This window comes from Psychrobacter sp. 1Y11 (assembly GCF_052259045.1).
Classification (GTDB): domain Bacteria; phylum Pseudomonadota; class Gammaproteobacteria; order Pseudomonadales; family Moraxellaceae; genus Psychrobacter.
In genome coordinates this window covers 84,339-105,088 of the sequence record NZ_JBQQER010000002.1, presented here as the reverse complement: position 1 = coordinate 105,088, position 20,750 = coordinate 84,339, and the positions used below count along the sequence as shown (strand labels likewise).

The following is a 20,750-nucleotide window of genomic DNA, read 5'->3' as shown; positions in this document are numbered from 1 at the left end:
GGGTTATTAAATGAACAGTAGACGCTTTACTTTAAATCTCAGTATTATTTTATCTTTTAGCTTATTTTCTTCAGTAACCAATGGTGCAATATGCGAGACGCCAAAGGTCAAGGGATACAAAGCTGATGAGATTGCTTGCATAAATAATTATCTAGTAGCCGCTGTTCGAAATGGTAAGTATGGCATTATTGACAATAGTGGCAAAATGATTCTTCCTTTCAAATATGATGGTATTTACCTTGTATCAGAAAGTCTTATATCTGTTTCTAAAGACAATAAGTATGGTCTTGTTAACAGTGAAGGTGAGGTTATCGTCTCACCTCAGTACAACCATATTCGTCGTTTTTCAGAGGGTTTAGCAAGGGTTCAAAAAGATGGGAAAGAAGGCTATATAGATAAGTCTGGTAAAGTAGTCATACCTATAATTTATAAATATGCTAAGGATTTTTCTGAAGGCTTAGCAAGAGTATATTTAGATGGAAAATATGGTTATATTGATAAACTAGGAAAGTTCATTATTGAACCGCAATACGATAGTGCTGAGGATTTCTCTGAGGGTCTAGCTCTAGTCTCTAGCGCTAGCAAGTTTGGTTATATCGATACCGTAGGCAACATTGTTGTTCCATTACAGTTTGATTATGCGATGGACTTCTCGGAAGGTAGAGCAGTTGTTGTTCAGGATAATAAATACGGTATTATAGATCAACAGGGTAAAATTGTTATTCCAATCAAATTTGACTATATCGAAGGCTTCTCAGAAGGTCTAGCCGTTGTGCTTGAAGAACAAGAGTATCGTTATATAGATAAAATAGGAAAGCTTGCTATTCCAATTACTTATGAGGTTGCAAACATCTTTTCAAATGGTTTGGCTTATACTGCTAAAGACAATAAACGCGGTTATATTGATAAGACAGGCAAAACTATCATAAAACTAGACGATGATTTTGCCTTCCCTCGCTCCTACTCAGATGATTTGGCAACGATTGAACAGGACGGCAAAAGCTTTTACGTGGATTTGCAGCGGAAGTTTGTGCAATATGTAGACTAAAACCTTTGATAAATAAAATTAGTTTTAAACTGATTTTACTAAGCCTTAGCAATCAAATCAGGCTGCTTATCCAACAAACGCATTAGCGTAATCGCCGCTCCTGTTGGATTTCTAGTGCCTTGTTCCCAGTTTTGTAACGTACGCGGGCTGATATTAAGCTTATCGGCAAACTGCTGTTGCGATAGTCCTGTTTTGGCACGGATTGACTTGATATCAGGCATCTCATGACTAAACTTTCGGCTTGGTTCAGCCTCCCCTTTAGCAATCGCTAACGCTTGATTTAATGAGGTAGATAGATCGTCGTAGAATTCATTACTCATGGTTATAGACCTTTTCTGACCTAATAGATAACCTAGTTTAATCCTTATTTAACAGCGATAACAACGAAATAGCCCCGTAGGGTGGGTTAGTTTTGTCGAATTCTCGTAGAGAATGACGGTGAAACGTAACCCACCATTTAGATTATTTTGCCACATCGACGGTGGGTTACGCTATCGCTAACCCACCCTACCGACCTTTTAATCTGTAAACTCGAACCACGACGAATATTTATAAGAACATGATGTCGCCGCTAGCCCCGACTGTAGCGGTATCCTGCTGGTTTGGGCGAGTTGCGGTGGCTAGAGCTTGAGGTGGTGTCGAGGCAACAGCAACATCTCAACTCGTGTCACCGCCTCGCCCAGACTGGCAGATACAAGCGGAAGACGGGATGGTAATCCCCCCGAAAAATAAGAACACTTAAAAATAGAGAATAACTGCTAAAATAAACCAGCAGGAGAATCCTATGAAAAAGACCCGTTTTACTGACAACCAAATCGTGGGCATCTTAAAGCAAGCCGAACAAGGCGTTTCTATCGTTGATCTGTGCCGTGAGCATAACATCAGTCAAAGCACCTTTTATAATTGGCGCTCAAAGTATGGCGGCATGGACGCCTCGTTGATTGCTCGTCTTAAAGCACTTGAGACTGAAAACGCCCGTCTTAAGAAGATGTACGCTGACGAATGCCTTAAATCAGACATACTACAGGACGCCATGACAAAAAAGTGGTAGCGCCGCGCAGGCGCAGACAGCTTGCTTGTCACTACATTGAAGCGCGTAGCATTAGCATACGCCTCGCTTGCCGTATCTTTAATATCAGCGTCACTTGCTACTATCACAAGTCCGTGGCAACGGATGAGAACCAGCACATAGCAGACTTACTGATCAAACTGACTGATGAGAATAAGAACTGGGGCTTTGGACTGTGTTTCTTGACCCTACGTAATGTCTTAGGACTGCCGTACAATCATAAGCGGGTGTATCGCATTTACTGTGAGCTTGAATTAAACCTTAGAATTAAGCCCAAACGCCGTATAAAGCGTGCTAAACCCGTTCCACTGGCTGTACCTGACCAGATCAACCACAGCTGGAGCATGGACTTTATGCACGATGCTTTAACTGACGGCAGGGGCTTTAGACTACTCAATGTCATTGATGACTATAATCGTGAAACACTCACCATTGAGATTGATTTCTCACTACCGGCCGGGAGGGTTATACGTAGTCTCAATCAGCTCATTGAGTATCGAGGTAAACCTATTCAGATAAGATGCGATAATGGTCCTGAATACATTAGTAACGCGCTTAAAGAATGGGCTGAACAGCAAGACATCCTCTTAAGCTATATTGAACCTGGCAATCCACAGCAAAATGCTTATGTAGAGCGCTTCAATAGAACGATGCGCTATGATTGGTTAAATCAGGAGCTGTTTGATAATCTAGAACAGGTACGCGCACAAGCACAGGATTGGTTATACCACTATAACCATGAACGACCCAATATGGGTAATGGCGGTTTTACGCCAATACAGAAACTTAATCAGGCAGCTTAATTCTATTGATTAGGTGTCTTAGGTTTGGGAGGGTTACCGGATTAGCTCCCCTATTCCTAAAAAACACCCAAACCCAAACAAAAAAAGGTGAGCCAAAGCCCACCTTTTTTTATGTCTAAAACAATGTTTTAACTGAACTTAGCCTAGCGCAACCAAGCCCGCGCATTACGGAACATCCGCATCCATGCGCCGTCTTCGTCCCACTGCTCAGGTTTCCAGCTATGATTATAGGCTTTTAGATTACGCTCAGGATGCGGCATCATGATCGTTACGCGGCCATCAGTGCTACATAGACCCGTGACACCTCCGACTGACCCGTTTGGATTGAGCGGATAAGTTTCAGTTGGATGACCTTGGCTATCGACATAGCGCATCGCGAGCTGACCATGTTTTGCCATACCGTCGATCTCAACCGCGTTCAATGTAGCATAGCCTTCACCATGGGCGACTGCGATCGGTAAGATGCTGTCTTGCATACCTTTAAACAGGATGGATTTGGTGCGCTCGACTTTGACATTGACGGTACGCGCTTCAAAGCGTGCCGACTTATTAGCAATAAAGCGTGGGAAGTTTTCTGCGCCTGGGATCAAGTCTTTGAGCTGCGCCATCATCTGACAACCATTACAGACGCCTAAGGAGAAAGTATTTGGACGGGCAAAAAAGCGTACAAACTGCATGCGCAGCTCATCATGGAACAAGATAGAGTTGGCCCAGCCAGAGCCTGCACCCAATACATCACCGTAGCTAAAGCCACCACAGGCGACGAGACCGTCGAAGTCGCGTAAGTTAATACGACCTTCTAGCAAGTCGCTCATATGCACATCGATCGCTTCAAAGCCTGCTTGGGTGAAGCCTGCCGCCATCTCGAGCTGACCGTTGACGCCTTGCTCGCGCAGGATAGCGACTCTTGGTTTGTCTTCGCGGCTGTTTAAATACGGCGTCTCGACCTTCTGATTAAGATCGAAGTTTGGCGCAGCAGTTAGACCCTTATAGCTGGCGTCAGAGATCAGGTCATATTCTTGTTGCACGCAGTCAGGATTATCACGGCGACGGGCGATTTGATAGCTGACCTGACTCCACTCTTGCTGTAGCTCGCTACGGCTAAAGCGTAAGGTTTTATCATTTTGATGCAAAGGCGTTTGGATGATTAAGCTATCTTCCTCCGAGCTTTGACCGACGAGGCTAAGCATATCGCTGACATTATGCTCGTCTGCCAACGCTATCAGATCGGCGACGTTTTCTGGCATGACTTGAATAACCGCGCCGAGTTCTTCGCTGAACAGCTGACCGAGTAGATTGTCATCGGTCAATGACAGCTTGATGCCTTGACGGCTGGTGAACTGCATCTCTGCAATCGTTGCAAGCAAACCACCATCACCGATATCGTGGTAGGCGCTGATTAGGTCTTGCTCATTACCGGCTTGGATAAAGTTAAAGAAATCGATTAGGTCGCTTGGCTTATCCAGATCAGGGCATTCGTTACCGAGTTGGCTGGCCGTTTGCGCTAGGATAGAACCACCAAGACGTAGTTTGCCTCTGGATAAATCAATACGATAAAACGCGCTATCGCCGTTGATAAGCTCAGGCGTCAAGGTTTTTGCTACATCAACGACAGGCGCAAAAGCAGTAATCACCAGGCTCATTGGCGAGACGACTGATTTGTCTTCATTTGTTTCGCTATCTGTCCAATTAGCACGCATTGATAGCGAGTCTTTGCCCACGGGGATGGCGATACCGAGTGCAGGACATAGCTCTTCGCCAACGGTATGCACCGCATCAAATAGCGCCGCGTCCTCAAAGTCATCACCACATGCTGCCATCCAGTTCGCTGACATAGTGATATCTGATAACTGCGCAATACGGGCACCGGCGATATTAGTAATGGCTTCACCGACTGCCAAACGTGCTGATGCTTTTGAGTCAATGAGCGCTACAGGCGTACGCTCGCCGATACTCATCGCTTCACCGGTCATCGCTTGACCATCAAGCGCAATAAGACCTGATGCGGTCACTGCACAGTCGGCGACGGGCACTTGATAACGACCGACATATTGATCGCGTACCACCATACCGGTAATTGAGCGGTCACCAATGCTAATGAGGAACGACTTGCTCGCAACAGTCGGATGACGCAGCACGTCTTTGATAGACTGGGCTAAATCAAAATTATTGAGCTCGAGCGGTGGCAGCTGGTTTGCTTGTACCTCAAAGCTACGCTGCATTTTTGGTGTACCACCGAGCAAGACTTGCATCGGCATATCGACAGGCTGATCATCCAATAGCTCATCATTGACCGCCAACTGGCGCACTTCAGTCGCTTCTCCTAAGATGGCATACGGACAGCGCTCACGTTTACAAATCGCGTCAAACTGCGCTTTGCTCTCCGGGCGAATCGCCAGCACATAACGCTCTTGCGCCTCATTCGACCAGATCGCCATCGGTGACATGCCCGCCTCTAGCGATGGAATATGACGCAAATTGAGCACCGCACCCATTTCATGGTCATTGACCAGTTCCGGCATAGCATTTGATAGACCCCCTGCACCGACATCATGCAAGGAAACGATTGGATTGCCGTCCGCGCTGTTGTTGCTTGTCTCAATATCATTACCAGCAAGGGCCCAACAGCGGTCAATGACTTCTTGACAGCGACGTTCCATCTCGGCGTTATCACGCTGCACGGATGCAAAGTCCAAACCTTCATCAAGTGAGCCGCTATCGACCGAAGAAGCTGCGCCGCCGCCAAGACCAATTTGCATGGCAGGACCGCCAAGGACGATAAGCAAATCCCCTTCACGAATTGGATTTTTCTCAATGAGGTTACGTTTGATATTACCGTACCCGCCCGCTAGCATAATCGGCTTATGATAGCCGCGCATCTCGCTACCGTCTTTGGCCGCTGAGCTATCTAACTGGAAACTACGGAAATAACCGCACAGATTCGGACGACCAAACTCATTGGAGAAGTTGGCGCTACCGAGTGGTGCTTCCGTCATAATCTCAAGGCTCGTTGCCATGCGCTCCGGCGTACCGTAATCCTGCGTGCTAACTTGGCCAGATTGCTCCCACTTCTCAGGCAGCTCTGGAATGTGCAAGTGCGACACATGAAAGCCAGTCAGACCCGCTTTTGGCTTACCGCCGCGACCAGTTGCGCCCTCATCACGAATCTCACCGCCCGCACCCGTTGCCGCACCCGCATAAGGGGCAATAGCCGTGGGATGGTTATGGGTTTCGACTTTCATCAGAATATCGATAGCTTCTTGATTAAAGCCATACGGATGCGCTGAAGTGCTGTCTTGAGCGTCGGTAGGCGTGGGGTAAAAACGCATCCCTTCAGCCCCTGCCATCACCGCCGCGTTATCTTTGTAAGCAGACAAGATGCCTTCTGGATTTGATTGATAGGTATTCTTAATCATTTGGAACAAAGATTTTGGCTGTACTTCACCATCAGCCGTCCACTCGGCATTAAATATTTTATGACGGCAATGCTCAGAGTTGGCCTGCGCAAACATCATCAGCTCAACATCAGTTGGATTGCGCTGCAAGTCATTGACGTAAGCATGCAGCAAATAGTCGATATCATCACTCGATAAGGCAAAACCAAAAGTCGTATTGGCAGACTCTAACGCCTCTCTTCCTGCACCCATCACATCGATATGATTCAATGACGCTGGCGGTTCATCATCGAATAATTGGCTGACCTTAGATAGATCATAAACCAAGCTTTGCGTCATGCGATCATATAATAAGCGTTCAGCGACAGTTGATAGCTTCTCATTAGAATTGCCTTCTAGTGTTAGCGTATAAACAATCACCCGCTCAACTCGGTTTATCTTCAGCTCACAATTATTAAAGATATCGGTCGCTTTACTCGCCCATGGCGATATGGTGCCAAAGCGTGGGCTAACGATGACTTGGATTTGATTGGCTGTAGTGGTTTCTAGAGAGGTTTCCTGTTTTACCCCTAGCAGATCCAATGCCTTTTTTTGCTCCTCACCCAAGAGCTCTCTTGAGAGTACAAAAACCTGCTGAGTGCTGATTTGGGTCACGTTTAGATCGGTTTTTTGTGCAAATTGATTGATAAGTTGCTGGGTCTGAAAATCGGTCAAAAACGGCTGTCCGGCGATGGTCATCATAGAGGCATATTCCATAATATATGAGCAGTAACAGGCATTACTGCCATGCAAAGTAAATGGTCGCTGCATTATAACAAGAAGAGGCAAAATAAGCAGGAGTAAAGCCGCACAATTTTGTTTTACACCCGCTAAGATCGTCTGAGCGTTGTCGATAGAATCAATAAGAATCGACTCTCAAATCATTTGTCTGAATCGGAGAACAGTTTGTTTTACTTAACCTTTATAAAGCTTACAAACACTCACATCGCCTTACGGGCAACCTATATAACTCAGCTATCCTTTGTCGCTATGCTATAAAGCGTTAACCGCTATGGAATATCAATAATTAGAACAACTCACCAAAATAATTTTAACGAAAAAGGATATATTATGAGTAAGCAAGATAATATCGATAAAGTACAAGAGATCGTCAAAGACATTAAATTTGCGATGATGACAACTGTGAATAAAAAAGGTGATCTACATGCTTGGCCGATGACCACTAGTGAAACAAGTATTGGTGGTAAAGAGATTTGGTTCATCGGTGACAAAACCTCAGATGTGGTGAAAGATATTCAAGACAATAAAAAAATCGGTTTAACGTATTCGAGCCAAGACGCGAAGAATTATGTGTCGGTAAGTGCCAATGCTGAGTTATCAAATAATAAAGCCAAGCTAGAAGAGCTTTGGTCACCAGTGTACAATGCTTTTTTTGAAAAGGGTATTGAGGATGATAATGTTCAGCTGATTAAAGCAGTTCCTCATGGGGTAGAGTGCTGGATCAGTGGTAGCTCAACTGTCAATATGTTTAAGATGGCCGCAGCTGCTGTGCAAGATGACAAAACGGTAGAAAATATCGGTGAAACCTTTGAAATTGAGCTATAGGTTATTACTAGTGTTAACCTTATCTATGTAATAAACAGCTTGAGCGCCAGTAAGAATTATCTTATTGGCGTTTTTTTATTTGGGTATGTTGATATTACAAACTTTCACAGCACCTTACAGACTCTCTGTAGCGCATTAGCGATTGATTTGGCTATATTGATAAAGATAGATTTTACAACTCTAAAGACAACTAACAAGGATGATAACTATGAGTAAACAACAGCAAATGGATACCATTCAAGCGATGGTGAATGAAATTAAATATACTATGATGACCACTCGCACTCATGAGGACCACTTACACTCTTGCCCGATGAATACTACTGAGACCAGTATTGGGGCCAAAGAGATTTGGTTTATCGGTCATAAGCCTTCTGAGACAGTCGATAATATCGAAAAAAACCCACAAGTAAACTTAGCTTATGTGACCCAAGATAATGAGAAATACTTATCTATTACCGGTAAAGCCGAGCTGGTCGAAGATAAGGAAAAACTAGATGAGCTATGGTCGGTAATGTACAACGCTTATTTCGAAAAAGGTAAGGAAGACCCAAAAGTGCAGCTGATCAAAGTCGTACCTCATGGCGCAGAATATTGGGCCAATGGTAATGCTATTGCTAGTGCCTTTAAGATGACCGCCGCTGCTGTGAGCGATAATGCTATTGATAAAAGCTTGGGAGATAATTTCTCTATAGAGTTGTAATTTTGAGTCAAAAAATACTGAAGTTAATTTTTATCTATAGAAAACGCCAGTAGCATTATGCTCTGGCATTTTTTTATGTTGTCAGAGTGAAAAAGTTAACCACTACGCTTTAGATAAGGCCAAGCGGCTTTTAGATAAATCATCATTGACCAAAGCGTTAGTACCACCGCTGCCACCATCAAGGTATAGCCGACAGTTTCAAGCGACTCCCAATTGAGTAGTAATACGGTGATAGCAACCATCTGAAAGGTGGTTTTGAGCTTACCCACATAAGAGACGGCAACACTCGTACTATTACCCAATTCTGCCATCCATTCGCGCAGCGCTGACACCGCAATCTCGCGTGAGATAATCACAATTGCGGCAATCGCCATAATGATATTGGGGTGCCATTGCACGAGAATGATGAGCGCGGCAGCCACCATGAGCTTATCAGCAACGGGATCCAAAAAACGTCCAAAAGCGGACATCACATTGAGCTTACGCGCGAAATAGCCATCGAGCCAATCCGTAATCGCCGCGATAATAAACACAGCTGTCAATAACAAATGGCGTAGCAGACTGTCACTAAATTCGCTCATGCCGACCCGCGCAATCGCGTTGTCGGAGATAGCGGGCATGCCAATGCCCATCGCGGGCGGCCAATAGGCAATCGCCACAAAGAGTGGAATCATCAAAATCCGCGCAATCGTCAGATTATTGGGCAAGTTAAAGATACTTTTATTATCTTGCATCGGCGGCGATGGCGGAGTGTGCAACTTTGTAGTCTCGGTCATGACAAAACCAGTTCTATATCAACATAATGATGGGCGCTAGCTTAGCATTTTTTAGGCTTGTCGTCATGAATTCTATTTTCGCTTATCTATATCAGAGTATTCAAAATGGTTAGATAGTATGGGATAGACAGCAAAACACTTATTGATTTTAATTTGCGATAATTTTAAATATTGATTAGCTCTATTTAAAACAGATAAAAGCATTGGTACAAGTGTTCACTGTAATTTGTAAGCAGATGTAAGAAAAAATTGATTTAGCAGCGATAGCCCTTATCTTTAATCATATAGCCGTTTGTGAATAAATCTAAGAATCACGGTTAAAGAAAAACAATAATAAGTCATAGTCAGCTCTTAATAAGCTTGGCTATACCGCAAAACGACCCTTTTTCCTCAGTCCGCAGCTCCTCCTCTGTGGACTTTTTTTTGTTTTTATGTTGAAAATGTTAAAGCCAGTAAAGCTCAGATATAAGTTATAGAGAATCTCGAATAAGTCTATATCTCTAAAGTTGCCGCGATTACTTCTACCATCTCTTCAGCCATCTGATAACAGCTCTCAATATTGCCGCGCCCGCACCAGTCACCACTAACTATCCATCGCTGTGCTTTGTCTACTAAGATGCCTAATGGCTGCTCATCACCTTCGTCATTTAACGCCATCGATGTTGCTGCATAACGCCAGCGGTGACAGTCAATTTGACTCGGCGCAGTTTGTTCACTCCAGCTCAGTGCCTCTTTTGCTGCTGCTAACAGTCGAGCGGTCATCTCTTCGATATCTTGTTCAACTTGCTGCTGTGACCAGTCGTTATCCGCGTGAATAGTAACGCTTGGTAATAGCCCATCATGATTAGGCTTGTGATACTCAACAAATATCTTAGCCAAAATAGAGTCTTGTAGATAAGCGACATCCCACAGTTTTAGACCTTGATTATTATTTGAGCTTTTTAAGCCATCAGGTAGCTTTGACTCATCATTCCAACCTAGCATCAAGGTATAGCAAGCCAGCATCTCAGGCTGCAATATTTTGGCGTGCTCAGTAAAACCGCTATCCGCCATTAGCTCAGCCGCTTGGCCGTTAGGCGCGGTGCAAATGACCCAATCAAAGCGTCCTAAGCTCTCGCCATTATCATCAAAAAGCTCGGTCGGTTGACCCGCCTGCGGATTGGAGTATTGCGCTAAAGGAGCCACGCGGATTTTGAATTGCATAGTCGTCTGCTGCAGCTGATCTGCTAACGCTCGGCCCCAGCTGGTCATCTTTGGTGTACTAACATAACGAGCCTGCTCGGTACCCCATTGCTCTCTTTGTTTGATGTGCGGCGGCTGACCGGCCTCATCCACGATAGATAAACTGACCACTTGCGCGCGCCACGGCTGTAATAACCCTGAGTCTAACCAAGGAGTGATAAACTGCTGAAAGCTATCTGTCTTGGCAGTGAAGAACTGTGCTCCAAAGCTCCACTGCCAGTTTTTACCTGTTGTTGTATCGCAGCGATAGCGAGTCGCTAACCGTCCTACGCCGCGCGATTTCTCAAAGAGGGTGATTTGCAGATCTGAGTGCTGAGCAAATTTACGCTCTAATAAAGTTGCGGTAAATAGACCGCTCAAGCCGCCGCCAATGATGGCTATTTTAGAGGAGGATTTAGCGGTTAACTTTGTATTATTATTTTGCTCGTTATGAGTTGTGTAGTCAGTCATGATGAAAATAAAACCTTGTGAGAGAATAAAAAACCAAGCTAGCGAGCAGTACATTAGGGACTGTATAGAAGTCAGAACAAAATAACACTCAAAAAAATCATGCTACTTTTTATTTTTATCATAAATAGCATGATTTGTTTTGAGTGTCTAATAGCGACATTGTCAACTATAAGCAATCTTTGCGCTCTGACTTGACCACTTCGATTAACTTATTAATGACTGAGCTATCCGCTAACGTTGATAAATCGCCAAGCCCAACATACTGACCGGCGGCGATATTGCGCAAAATACGACGCATGATCTTGCCAGAGCGAGTTTTGGGTAGAGCATCAACGATAAAGATAGCATCTAAGTTGGCAATAGGGCCAATCTCCGTACGCACATGGCGATTGAGCTCAGATTTCAGACTATCATCTGCGCTCTCACCTGATTTTAAGATAGCAAAAACACAAATACCGACGCCGCGTATCTCGTGCGGCATCCCAACAACGGCAGCCTCTACGATGGAGGGGTGTTCATCTACGACGCTTTCAATCTCAGCCGTCCCGAGCCTATGCCCTGAGACATTGAGCACATCATCGACACGCCCTGTGATCCAGTAGTGACCATCTTCATCACGCTGCGCGCCATCACCAGTGAAGTAATGACCCGGATATTGGGCAAAATAAGTCTCCAAGAAGCGCGCATGATCATTATAAATCGTTCGCATTTGACCCGGCCAGCTATTACTAATAGCTAGATTACCTGAGGCTGGCCCCTCAAGCTCATAATCATCCTCCATGATGGCAGGCTCAATACCATATAGCGGATTCATCGCAGCCCCCGGTTTGAGCGCGACTGTGCCTGGAATGGGCGCCAACAAAATACCACCGTTTTCTGTCTGCCACCACGTATCGACGATAGGGCAACGGGCGCCGCCGACGACATTATAGTACCAGTCCCAAGCTTCAGGGTTGATCGGCTCGCCGACCGTGCCAAGCAAACGCAAACTTGAGCGGTCTGACTCACGGACAAAGGCATCGCCCTCTTTCATCATCGCGCGAATGGCGGTTGGCGCGGTATATAGGATACTGATATTGTGCTTATCAATGATATTACCGACGCGCGCCCAAGTGGGATATTCTGGTACACCTTCAAACATCACTGTCGTGGTGCCATTTGCTAGCGGCGCGTAAGTGGCATAAGTATGGCCAGTGATCCAGCCGACATCAGCGGTGCACCAGTAGATGTCATCTTCTTTTATATCGAAGACATCGCGAAAGGTCGAGAGCGCATAGACGATATAGCCGCCGGTAGTATGCACGACGCCTTTTGGCTTACCGGTTGAGCCGGAGGTATATAATAAGAACAGCGGATCTTCGGCGTTCATGACCTCAGGCTCGCAGTGCTCGCTTTGCGCTTCGATAAGGTTATGATACCAGTGGTCACGGCGACCACTCATTGGCACTGAGTTGCCAGTACGGTGTACTACGATGACATTTTCCACACTGTCAGTATCTTCAGCATCTAAAGCGCGATCGACATTGGCCTTGAGCGGCGTACGGCTATTACCACGCAAACCCTCATCGGCCGTAATCACTAGTTTAGACTGACTATCGACGATGCGGCTACTTAAGCTCTCAGCCGAGAAACCTCCAAAGACTACTGAATGCACTGCGCCAATGCGTGTACAAGCTAACATAGCGACCATAGCCTCAGGTATCATCGGCATATAAAGGGTCACTCGGTCGCCTTTTTTGATTCCTAAATTGCGCATAGCATTACCTAAGCGGCATACCTCAGCATGTAGCTCTTTAAAAGAGATAATTTTGTTCAAGGAGGGGTGATCGCCCTCCCAAATGATGGCGGGTTTGTAAGGATTGCTTTTTAGATGACGATCGAGGCAGTTGACAGAAATATTGAGCTCACCATCCTCAAACCACTTAATACGAAAATCATCCAAGTCATAGCTGACATTGCCGATTTTGGTAGGTTTGGTTATCCAATCGATGTCTTTAGCGCGCTCGGCCCAATAAGCATCGTTGTCCTCAATCGAAGCAATAGAGCGCTGATAGTCCTTCTTATACTGTTCAGGACTGGTATTAGCAGTGGCGATAAATTCAGCCGGAATAGAAAACGATTCTTGGGTCATTGCCATCTTCCTTCTTGATTATTATTACCCTATAAATCGCGATTAATAACAGCCACACGTCTATATCGGTAATGCAGAGTCATCATCCATAATGTATGACGTTTAACCTTAGTTTGGCAAATAAGAAGGAAGGTTGCAAGCCATTGACCATCAATGACAACAATTTCAATATACAACTGTACACCTAAAAAATAGACCGTCATAACCTATAAAACTCAAAGTCTATAGCCTAAACAAGCCATACTTAAGTATGGCTTGTCATTCGTACAATGGCATTCAAGGGTTAAGGCACACGAAATTCAGTTACTTAAGCTGGGTGACCGTTTTCCATTGACCATTTTGTACTTGCGATAAGTAAATGTCGTTAATGGCGACATGGCTCTCAGGAGTAATAGCGACCGAAGACCCTGTGATCGGATCAACGAAGCTGACGGTCTCAAGACCGGTATTAAAAGTGTCGGCATTTAATTCAGGACCTGCCGCTTTTAAGCCCTCAACAGTCACCTTTGCAGAAAGATAACCGAGAATAGCACCTGCTGATACGTCCTCCCCTGTGATTTTTTCATATTTTTCAACCCAAGCTTTGGTCTCAGGCTCATCGGCTCTTAGCGCCAAATCATTATAATAAGAAACCGCATACAGTCCTTCACTAGCGCCGCCTGGAGCTTCGGCTACTGCAGGATGGAAACCGGTAACCGGAGCGATAAATTTCACATCATCCCAGCCCATGGCATTAGCCGTACCAACTGCGGTAATAGCGCCGCGTATCGTTAAGGATAAAGCCACTAGCTCGCAGTTAGAATCCTTGAGCTTAGCGATCGCACCAGAAAAGTCCGTTTCATCAGGACGATGCGAGCTGGCCTCAACTAACGTGACATTAGGGCTATTATTAGCAATGTCCATCGCTGCTTCATTGGTCTCCTCACCATAGTCTGAAGGGATATACATGACACATAAATTGCTAATATTATCTTGACCGATTAGATACTCCATACCTAACTTAATGGAGTCATAATAAGTACTGCCAGAAGTATAACGGCGATCAAACTCCCCCTCTTCTTGCATGGCCCGAGCAAAAGTGAGCGGCATGACGCTCGGTACATTGGCGCGATCCATAATAGGGAAGCTCGCTAAGTTGTGCGGGGTACCAAGCGACATCAGCATAGCAAATACTTTGTCGCGGCTCACGAGCTTATTAGCGGCCTGTACTGCTTTTGGTACTTGATAAGAATGATCTTCAACGATATAGCGAATGGTGCGACCGTTGACGCCGCCTGCTGCATTGACCTCATCGAAGTACATATTGGCCCCAGCTACCGCAGGATTACCAAATCCTGCAAACGGGCCTGATAAGTCATTCGCACTACCAAGGATAATCTCCGTATCAGTCACGCCTTGTACGGGTATATCGCTAGTCGAGGCAGCGGTCTCAGTATCCGTACCAGTCGCTTCTGTAGGTTTCGGGTCGCTACAGCCCACCAAACCTACGGTAACCGTTAGTGCCATTAACGTCGTCTTGACTGTCCATTTCATTGCCTATCTCCTTGCGACTAAGTCGCTGTTAGTTTGATGCTGTTACTACTCTCGATACTTTTATTACTGTTAACACCTTTAATACTAGGTAAATCCAATAAAGCCGATCTATGCTAAAAACGACTTAAATCAGTACATAGCGTCAATTAGCGTATGGTGTTTTTTCTCAACTAAACTCCTTTTTAGTTTCATCGTAGCGGTAAGCTCCTCATCTTCAGGGTTTAAGAGCACATCAATGAGTCGAAAACGTTTAATCTTCTCAACTTGCGCTAAGCTCTCGTTGACAGACTGTATCACCTCATCTATCAAAGCGATGACTTCTGGCGCATGACACAGTGAGCGAAAATCTGAGAACATCACCTGATTGTCTTGGGCAAACTTTTCGACATTTTCTTGATCTATCATAATCAGGCAGCTCAAATATTTGCGCCTATCGCCGATGATGATGGCATCTGAGATATAAGACGAAAATTTAAGCTTACTCTCTATCGCGGCTGGGGTGACATTTTTACCTCCGGCGGTGATAATAATGTCTTTGATACGCCCGGTGATAAATAGATAACCGTCTTTTAACTCGCCAACATCACCCGTGTATAGCCAGCCGTCGCGTAGGTCCTCCGCTGTTTTTTCAGGTTTATTCCAATATCCTGCAAAGACGTTACCGCCTTTGACGAGTATTTCACCGTTATCGGCGATACGCACTTCGGAGTTTGGCAATACCTTACCGACGCTACCCGGCCTGTTTTCCTCCGGGGTGTTTATCGATATGACGCCTGAGCTTTCAGTCATGCCGTAGCCTTCATAGATAGGTACGCCTATAGCATGAAACCAGCGGATAATATCTAACGATATAGGCGCGGCCCCAGTTGCAGCGCGGCGAATATTGGTCATACCGATAAGGTCGCGCAGCTTGCGTAATACTAGCTTGTCCCAAAACTCATAACGCAGCTTTTGAGACGTTGTAGGCGTGTTACCTGCCATAATCACATCCGCATAGTCATACCCTGCTTTTATGGCTTTATCAAATGCCCAGCCATTAAGCGCGCTGGCGTCGCTGCGCATATTACTGATGACGGCATACATCTTTTCCCACAATCTAGGCACGGCAGTAAAGGTATTTGGTGAGACTTCTTTCATATTCTCAAAGACCGTCTCGGTACTCTCGGCAAAATTGACGATACAGCCACGATGAATGGGCAGGTCAACTGATGTAAGACGCTCTAGCACGTGACAGAGTGGTAAAAAACACAGCTGCTCATCGGTGGGCAAAATAGTGAGCACCTCAATACTGTTTCTTAGCCCAAACAGCACATTAGCATGCGTTAATATGGCGCCTTTTGGGTCACCTGTGGTACCTGAAGTATAGATCAAGGTGCGGATATCATTCGCTGTGCTTTGATCGATATAGTCGCTAAAGCGCTCTAAGGCATTGCTTACGTTCTGACCTAGCTGATAAAGCTCATCTAAGAACATCACCTGCTCGTCTTTTAGGCTACGTAGGCCTTTATCCTCAAATACAATGATTTTTTTGACATTAGGCGTCTGCTCACGAATCTCCAAAAACTTATGTAGCTGCTCATCGTTTTCAACAATCAAAAACTTAGAATGGCTGTCGCTTAATATGTAGGCCAGCTGCTCTGGGCTATCGGTGGTATAAACGCCGTTTGGTATACCGCCGACTGCGCAGATACCTAAATCACAATAGAGCCATTCTTTATTGTCTTCACTCAAGATAGAGACGGTGTCGCCTTTGTTTAAACCAAGCTCAACGAGCGCCATGCCGATATCGCAGCTGCGCTGATAATAATCCGTCCAGCTGTAGCTTTGCCAGATACCAAAATCTTTTTCGCGATGAGCGATTTTGTTGCCTCGATCTAAGCAGACCTGTCGCCACAGTTTGGTCAAGGTATCACAGCCCTCTAAGAGCTGCGGCTCATGCTCATAAGGGGCATTATTTATCGTGCGGCGAGTGTCAGCAGTAGCAGGTGAATCACTCGTTAAAGTATCCGTTACAGTATTGATGGAGGTCGTCATGATTATTATCGCCAAGTCTTTTTGCGCTTCCAGCGAGTGGCCGGCGCAGTGTTGTCTTTGGTTTGTCCCAGATAGAACTCTTTAATATCATCAGAGTGCATCAGTTTGTCCGCTGAGCCTGCCATAACGATACGCCCGGTCTCGAGCACATAACCGTAATCCGCTGCTGCCAGAGCGACCCGAGCGTTTTGCTCAACTAATAAAATAGTCACCCCTTGCTCTTTATTTAACCTACGGATAATGGCAAATATCTCTTGCACAAGTAAGGGCGACAGTCCAAGCGAGGGCTCATCTAGTAGCATTAATGAGGGGCGTGACATCAGCCCGCGCCCAATCGCTAGCATCTGCTGCTGACCGCCAGACATAGTGCCAGCCGCTTGATCGCGGCGCTCTTTGAGAATAGGGAAATACTCATAGATCATCTCAACATCGCGCTGTATCTCAGCCTTGTCACGCCGGGTATAAGCGCCCATCGCTAAGTTTTCAGCGACATTCAAAAAGGGAAACACTTCTCGGCCCTCAGGCACATGCGAGAGACCCTTTTTGACTAAGCGATCAGGCTCAGTGCCATCGATACGCTCGCCATGGAACCAGACGGCGCCCTTGCGAGGATTGATGACGCCTGAGATGGTCTTCATTAAAGTGGTTTTACCCGCGCCATTCGCGCCCAAAATAGTGACAACTTTACCTTTTGGCACCTCTAAGCTTACGCCACGCAGCGCCATAACAAGGCCATAAGCAGATTCTAAGTTGCGCACTTCGAGTACATTGTTTGCTACTTCAGAATCGACTAAGCTCATATCGGTCGCAGGTGCAGCAGAGGACAGGGGTTTTTTGACCTTTGACATCACGCGCCCTCCTGACCAAGATAGGCCTCAATGACCTGTGGGTCGGCTTGTACCTCGCTTGCCGTGCCTTGAGCCAAAAACTTACCCTCGGCCACTGCTAACACGCGATTTGACACCCGATTGACGAGGCTCATGTCATGCTCCACCATCAGGATAGTCAAGCCAAGATCCTTTTGCATATCTTCAATCCACCACGCCATCTCTGAGGTCTCCTCAACACTGAGACCTGACGCCGGCTCATCGAGCAAAATAAGCTTTGGATTAGCGGCTAAAGCGCGCGCAATCTCAACGACTTTCCTAATCCCATAAGGCAAGCCAGCAATCAGCTTATCCCGATAAGGCGCTAACTCTAAAAAATCAATAATTTTTTCGACTTGCAGACGATGCTCGCGCTCACTACGACGCACCTTTGGTAAAAATAGCAAATCTTGTATCCAAGAAGTATTGCGCTGCGAGTGACGACCGATAAGTAGGTTTTGCAACACGCTTGAGTGATCGAATAATTCGATATTCTGAAAAGTACGGGCGATGCCTAGTTTGGCGATATCATGAGCCGGCAGACGCGTAATGTCTTTACCATCAAAGACAATGCGACCATTAAGCGGCTCGTACAAACGACTAATCAAGTTAAAAATAGTCGATTTACCAGCGCCATTAGGGCCTACGATGGTGAATATCTCGCCCTCATTCACTTCGAAACTGACATCATCAACCGCTTTGACCCCGCCAAAAGCGATAGATAAGGAGTCCACTTGTAATAAGCTCATCGCATGCGCTCCGTTTTTAGGTAAGTTTTGGAACGGCGAAATAGCCCTTTTCGATATAGCGGAAACATCTCAAACCAAGTACGGATTTTTATCCAAATACCATATATACCGCGTGGCTCATAAATGATCATGATCACAATTACTAAGGCGAACAGTGCCGTATCCACTCCAGCAATACTGGCGATATTAGCGCCGGTGCTTTGAGCAATAGCATCGCCTAAAATAGCAATCAGCTGCGGTAATAAGACAACTACCACTGCACCAAAAAACGCGCCATGGATAGAACCTAAACCGCCGATGACAATCTGCAGCAGTATGGTAATAGAGATAATAACGGTGAAGCTCTCATAGTTGACCGCCTGCACAAAATGCCCGTACATAGCACCGCCGATAGCGGTAATCGCGCAGGATAAGCTAAAAGCTAAGGTTTTGGCCTGCGGTACATTGACACCAAGGGCGCGAGCCGAGACTTCACTATCTCTAATAGCCAAAAAGGAACGACCCGTACCGCTTCTGAGCAAATTGATATAGCCAAGGGTGATCAGCACCACTAATGCCAAGCACAAGTAATAAAAGGCTTTTGGGGTGATGTAACGATCAATGGTAAACCCAAAGATATTGATAGGAGAAGCAAAGGTACCTGAGATACCGCCAGTGATAGGCTCGGCGACGATAGCAATATCCTCGACGATGATACTTAGAGCTAAGGTTGCAATCGCCAAATAAATGCCGCTAGTGCGCAGAATAGGTCTGGCAATAATGGCACCGATAACCCCGGCAATCAGCGCACAAGCAATCAGTGCAGGGAAAAAATTCCAACCGCGGATCATCAGCGCCATATGGCTAAAAGCGCCTATCGCCATAAAGGCAGCATGACCTAAGCTGACCTGTCCGGTATGTCCGGTTAGGAGCATCAAACCAAGACCGGTGATGGACCAGATAAATATGGCACTTAGCTCGCTTATGTAATAGTTACTAAGCAGTAAAGGCGCAATGATAAGTAACAAGAGCAGCAAGCCATATTTTATAAGTTGGCGCTTGTCCTCAAAGATATTGATATCTTGATCGTAGCTGTGTTTAAACTGGGCTTTCATTGACAATTCTCATCCTTGAAATGGTTTAGAGAAAGCTTAACTATCCTAGTATTAAAACCTCTATACTTTTTTCTCTTTAACTTGAGAAAAAATACCGCCTGGACGTACGATTAGCACAATGAGCATGACCACATAAGGTGCAATTTGACTTAAACCTAGAGGTAGATAGCGACCTGCAAAGGGTTCTATCACCCCCACCAATAGTCCACCTGCTAGCGCCCCTGGCAAGGAGCCCAAACCACCAATCACCGCCGCGGCGAACGCTTTAATCCCAAACAGTAAACCGACCGAGGGTTCGATCGCCCCTTTTGCGGCAAATAATATGCCAGCAAGGGCAGCAACAACGCCCGATAGCGCCCAAACGATACCGTTGACGCGTTTGACGGGGATGCCCATGTAGTAGGCTGCCATTTGGTTTTGGCTGCTCGCTTGCATTGCAATACCGAGCCGCGTATGCGCAAAAAAGAAATATAAAATAGACGTCAAGGCGATGGTGGATACAATGATGATGATATCGACATAAGCAATGCTTAGCGTGCCTAACGCCAACATCTTGCCCGAAAATGGAGTTTGTAGAGAGACGGGGTTATGCCCCCAGACTACACCTGCGCCGAAGCGGATTAAAAACCCGATTGAGATGGTCAGAATCACCATAGCAAATTGCGGCTGACCGAAGATGCCACGGAGCACAAATCGGTCGAGTAAGTAACCGAACACTCCCATAATGACGGCGGCAAAAGTAATGCCTAATAAAAAAGGCAGGTTTGCTTCATCGGTGTTAATGAAGGCAATGCCCAAAAAAGCACCGAGCATCAACATGTCACCCTGAGCGAAATTTACGGCCTCAGAAGCTTTGTAAATAAGTACAAAACCCAGTGCTAAAAGCCCGTAGATACAACCATTAGCAATCCCGCTAATGAGCAGTTGTAGGATATCCATAAATTCCCTTTTGTCTTAGCATTGTCATCCGTTGCAATGTTTGAAAAAGCCGTTAGATTTGCTAATTCTTTAATCAAACTACCTTAAAAGAACAGTATTTCTTTAAATTAAAACTATAAAATACGTTAATAATGAACAAGATAAACCTACAAAAATACGCTGCTAATAAATAATGCTGTGACTTTGACTTTATAGTAACCCTTATTCCTTGTCTATAAAAAAGTATATTAATTTATTAGAATTTATCGTTTTACTATAGTTGACCCACTTTAAAAACGATACAATGCGGTTGGGATGAACTTTGCGCAGCATC

The 20,750-nt window shown here is 45.5% G+C and carries 15 protein-coding genes; 4 read left to right on the top strand and 11 right to left on the bottom strand.

From position 1 onward, the window contains the following. Positions 1-10: 10 nt before the first annotated feature. Entirely contained in the window at positions 11-1,048 is a 1,038-nt protein-coding gene (locus ACTXGJ_RS02045; protein ID WP_443564936.1) for a WG repeat-containing protein, read from the top strand. A gap of 38 nt (positions 1,049-1,086) precedes the next feature. Here ACTXGJ_RS02045 and nadS read toward each other — a convergent pair whose 3' ends face one another. Beyond that, positions 1,087-1,368, bottom strand: a complete 282-nt coding sequence (nadS, locus tag ACTXGJ_RS02040) for a NadS family protein (RefSeq protein ID WP_443564935.1) — start codon at positions 1,366-1,368, stop codon at positions 1,087-1,089. Positions 1,369-1,832: 464 nt separating this feature from the next. Between nadS and ACTXGJ_RS02035 the strand changes: the two genes are divergently transcribed. Further along, a protein-coding gene (locus tag ACTXGJ_RS02035; RefSeq protein WP_443564934.1) for an IS3 family transposase occupies positions 1,833-2,920 on the top strand; the annotation gives its coding sequence in 2 pieces (ribosomal slippage) (positions 1,833-2,085 and positions 2,085-2,920; 1,089 coding nt in all). Positions 2,921-3,063: 143 nt separating this feature from the next. On the opposite strand, the gene purL is transcribed toward ACTXGJ_RS02035, so the two are convergent. Continuing rightward, positions 3,064-7,056, bottom strand: a complete 3,993-nt coding sequence (gene purL, locus ACTXGJ_RS02030) for a phosphoribosylformylglycinamidine synthase (RefSeq protein ID WP_443565080.1) — start codon at positions 7,054-7,056, stop codon at positions 3,064-3,066. A 369-nt stretch (positions 7,057-7,425) separates the two neighbouring features. Here purL and ACTXGJ_RS02025 point away from each other — a divergent pair, with 369 nt between their 5' ends. Both ACTXGJ_RS02025 and ACTXGJ_RS02020 read left to right on the top strand, forming a co-directional pair. Beyond that, entirely contained in the window at positions 7,426-7,920 is a 495-nt protein-coding gene (locus tag ACTXGJ_RS02025; protein WP_439240316.1) for a pyridoxamine 5'-phosphate oxidase family protein, read from the top strand. 208 nt (positions 7,921-8,128) lie between these two features. Continuing rightward, positions 8,129-8,623 (top strand): pyridoxamine 5'-phosphate oxidase family protein, encoded by a 495-nt coding sequence (locus ACTXGJ_RS02020; RefSeq protein WP_439240318.1) that lies wholly within the window; start codon positions 8,129-8,131, stop codon positions 8,621-8,623. 95 nt (positions 8,624-8,718) lie between these two features. Here ACTXGJ_RS02020 and pgsA read toward each other — a convergent pair whose 3' ends face one another. The 9 genes from pgsA to ACTXGJ_RS01975 form a co-directional block, all read right to left on the bottom strand. Continuing rightward, positions 8,719-9,357 carry a CDP-diacylglycerol--glycerol-3-phosphate 3-phosphatidyltransferase gene (pgsA, locus tag ACTXGJ_RS02015; protein WP_443565079.1) on the bottom strand — a complete coding sequence of 213 codons (639 nt, stop codon included), beginning with the start codon at positions 9,355-9,357 and terminating at the stop codon, positions 8,719-8,721. Between the two features lie 534 nt (positions 9,358-9,891). Further along, positions 9,892-11,091: an NAD(P)/FAD-dependent oxidoreductase gene (locus tag ACTXGJ_RS02010; protein WP_443564933.1), complete on the bottom strand. Its 1,200-nt coding sequence runs from the start codon at positions 11,089-11,091 to the stop codon at positions 9,892-9,894. Positions 11,092-11,257: 166 nt separating this feature from the next. Beyond that, the gene (acs, locus tag ACTXGJ_RS02005) at positions 11,258-13,222 is read right to left on the bottom strand and encodes an acetate--CoA ligase (RefSeq protein WP_443564932.1); all 1,965 of its coding nucleotides are present in this window, start codon (positions 13,220-13,222) and stop codon (positions 11,258-11,260) included. A gap of 303 nt (positions 13,223-13,525) precedes the next feature. Then, the gene (locus ACTXGJ_RS02000; protein WP_439240324.1) at positions 13,526-14,755 is read right to left on the bottom strand and encodes an ABC transporter substrate-binding protein; all 1,230 of its coding nucleotides are present in this window, start codon (positions 14,753-14,755) and stop codon (positions 13,526-13,528) included. A gap of 129 nt (positions 14,756-14,884) precedes the next feature. Next, positions 14,885-16,789 (bottom strand): AMP-dependent synthetase/ligase, encoded by a 1,905-nt coding sequence (locus ACTXGJ_RS01995; protein WP_443564931.1) that lies wholly within the window; start codon positions 16,787-16,789, stop codon positions 14,885-14,887. Between the two features lie 5 nt (positions 16,790-16,794). Next, positions 16,795-17,637 (bottom strand): ABC transporter ATP-binding protein, encoded by an 843-nt coding sequence (locus tag ACTXGJ_RS01990; protein WP_443564929.1) that lies wholly within the window; start codon positions 17,635-17,637, stop codon positions 16,795-16,797. Next, entirely contained in the window at positions 17,637-18,404 is a 768-nt protein-coding gene (locus tag ACTXGJ_RS01985) for an ABC transporter ATP-binding protein (RefSeq protein ID WP_443564928.1), read from the bottom strand. Before ACTXGJ_RS01985 ends, ACTXGJ_RS01990 begins: the two co-directional genes overlap by 1 nt. After that, complete coding sequence (locus tag ACTXGJ_RS01980) at positions 18,401-19,498, bottom strand: branched-chain amino acid ABC transporter permease (protein ID WP_439240332.1); 1,098 nt, start codon at positions 19,496-19,498, stop codon at positions 18,401-18,403. The genes ACTXGJ_RS01985 and ACTXGJ_RS01980 overlap by 4 nt, the downstream gene beginning before the upstream one ends. Positions 19,499-19,558: 60 nt before the next feature. Further along, on the bottom strand, positions 19,559-20,437 hold the full coding sequence (locus ACTXGJ_RS01975; protein ID WP_439240334.1) for a branched-chain amino acid ABC transporter permease: 879 nt from the start codon (positions 20,435-20,437) through the stop codon (positions 19,559-19,561). Positions 20,438-20,750: the final 313 nt, after the last annotated feature.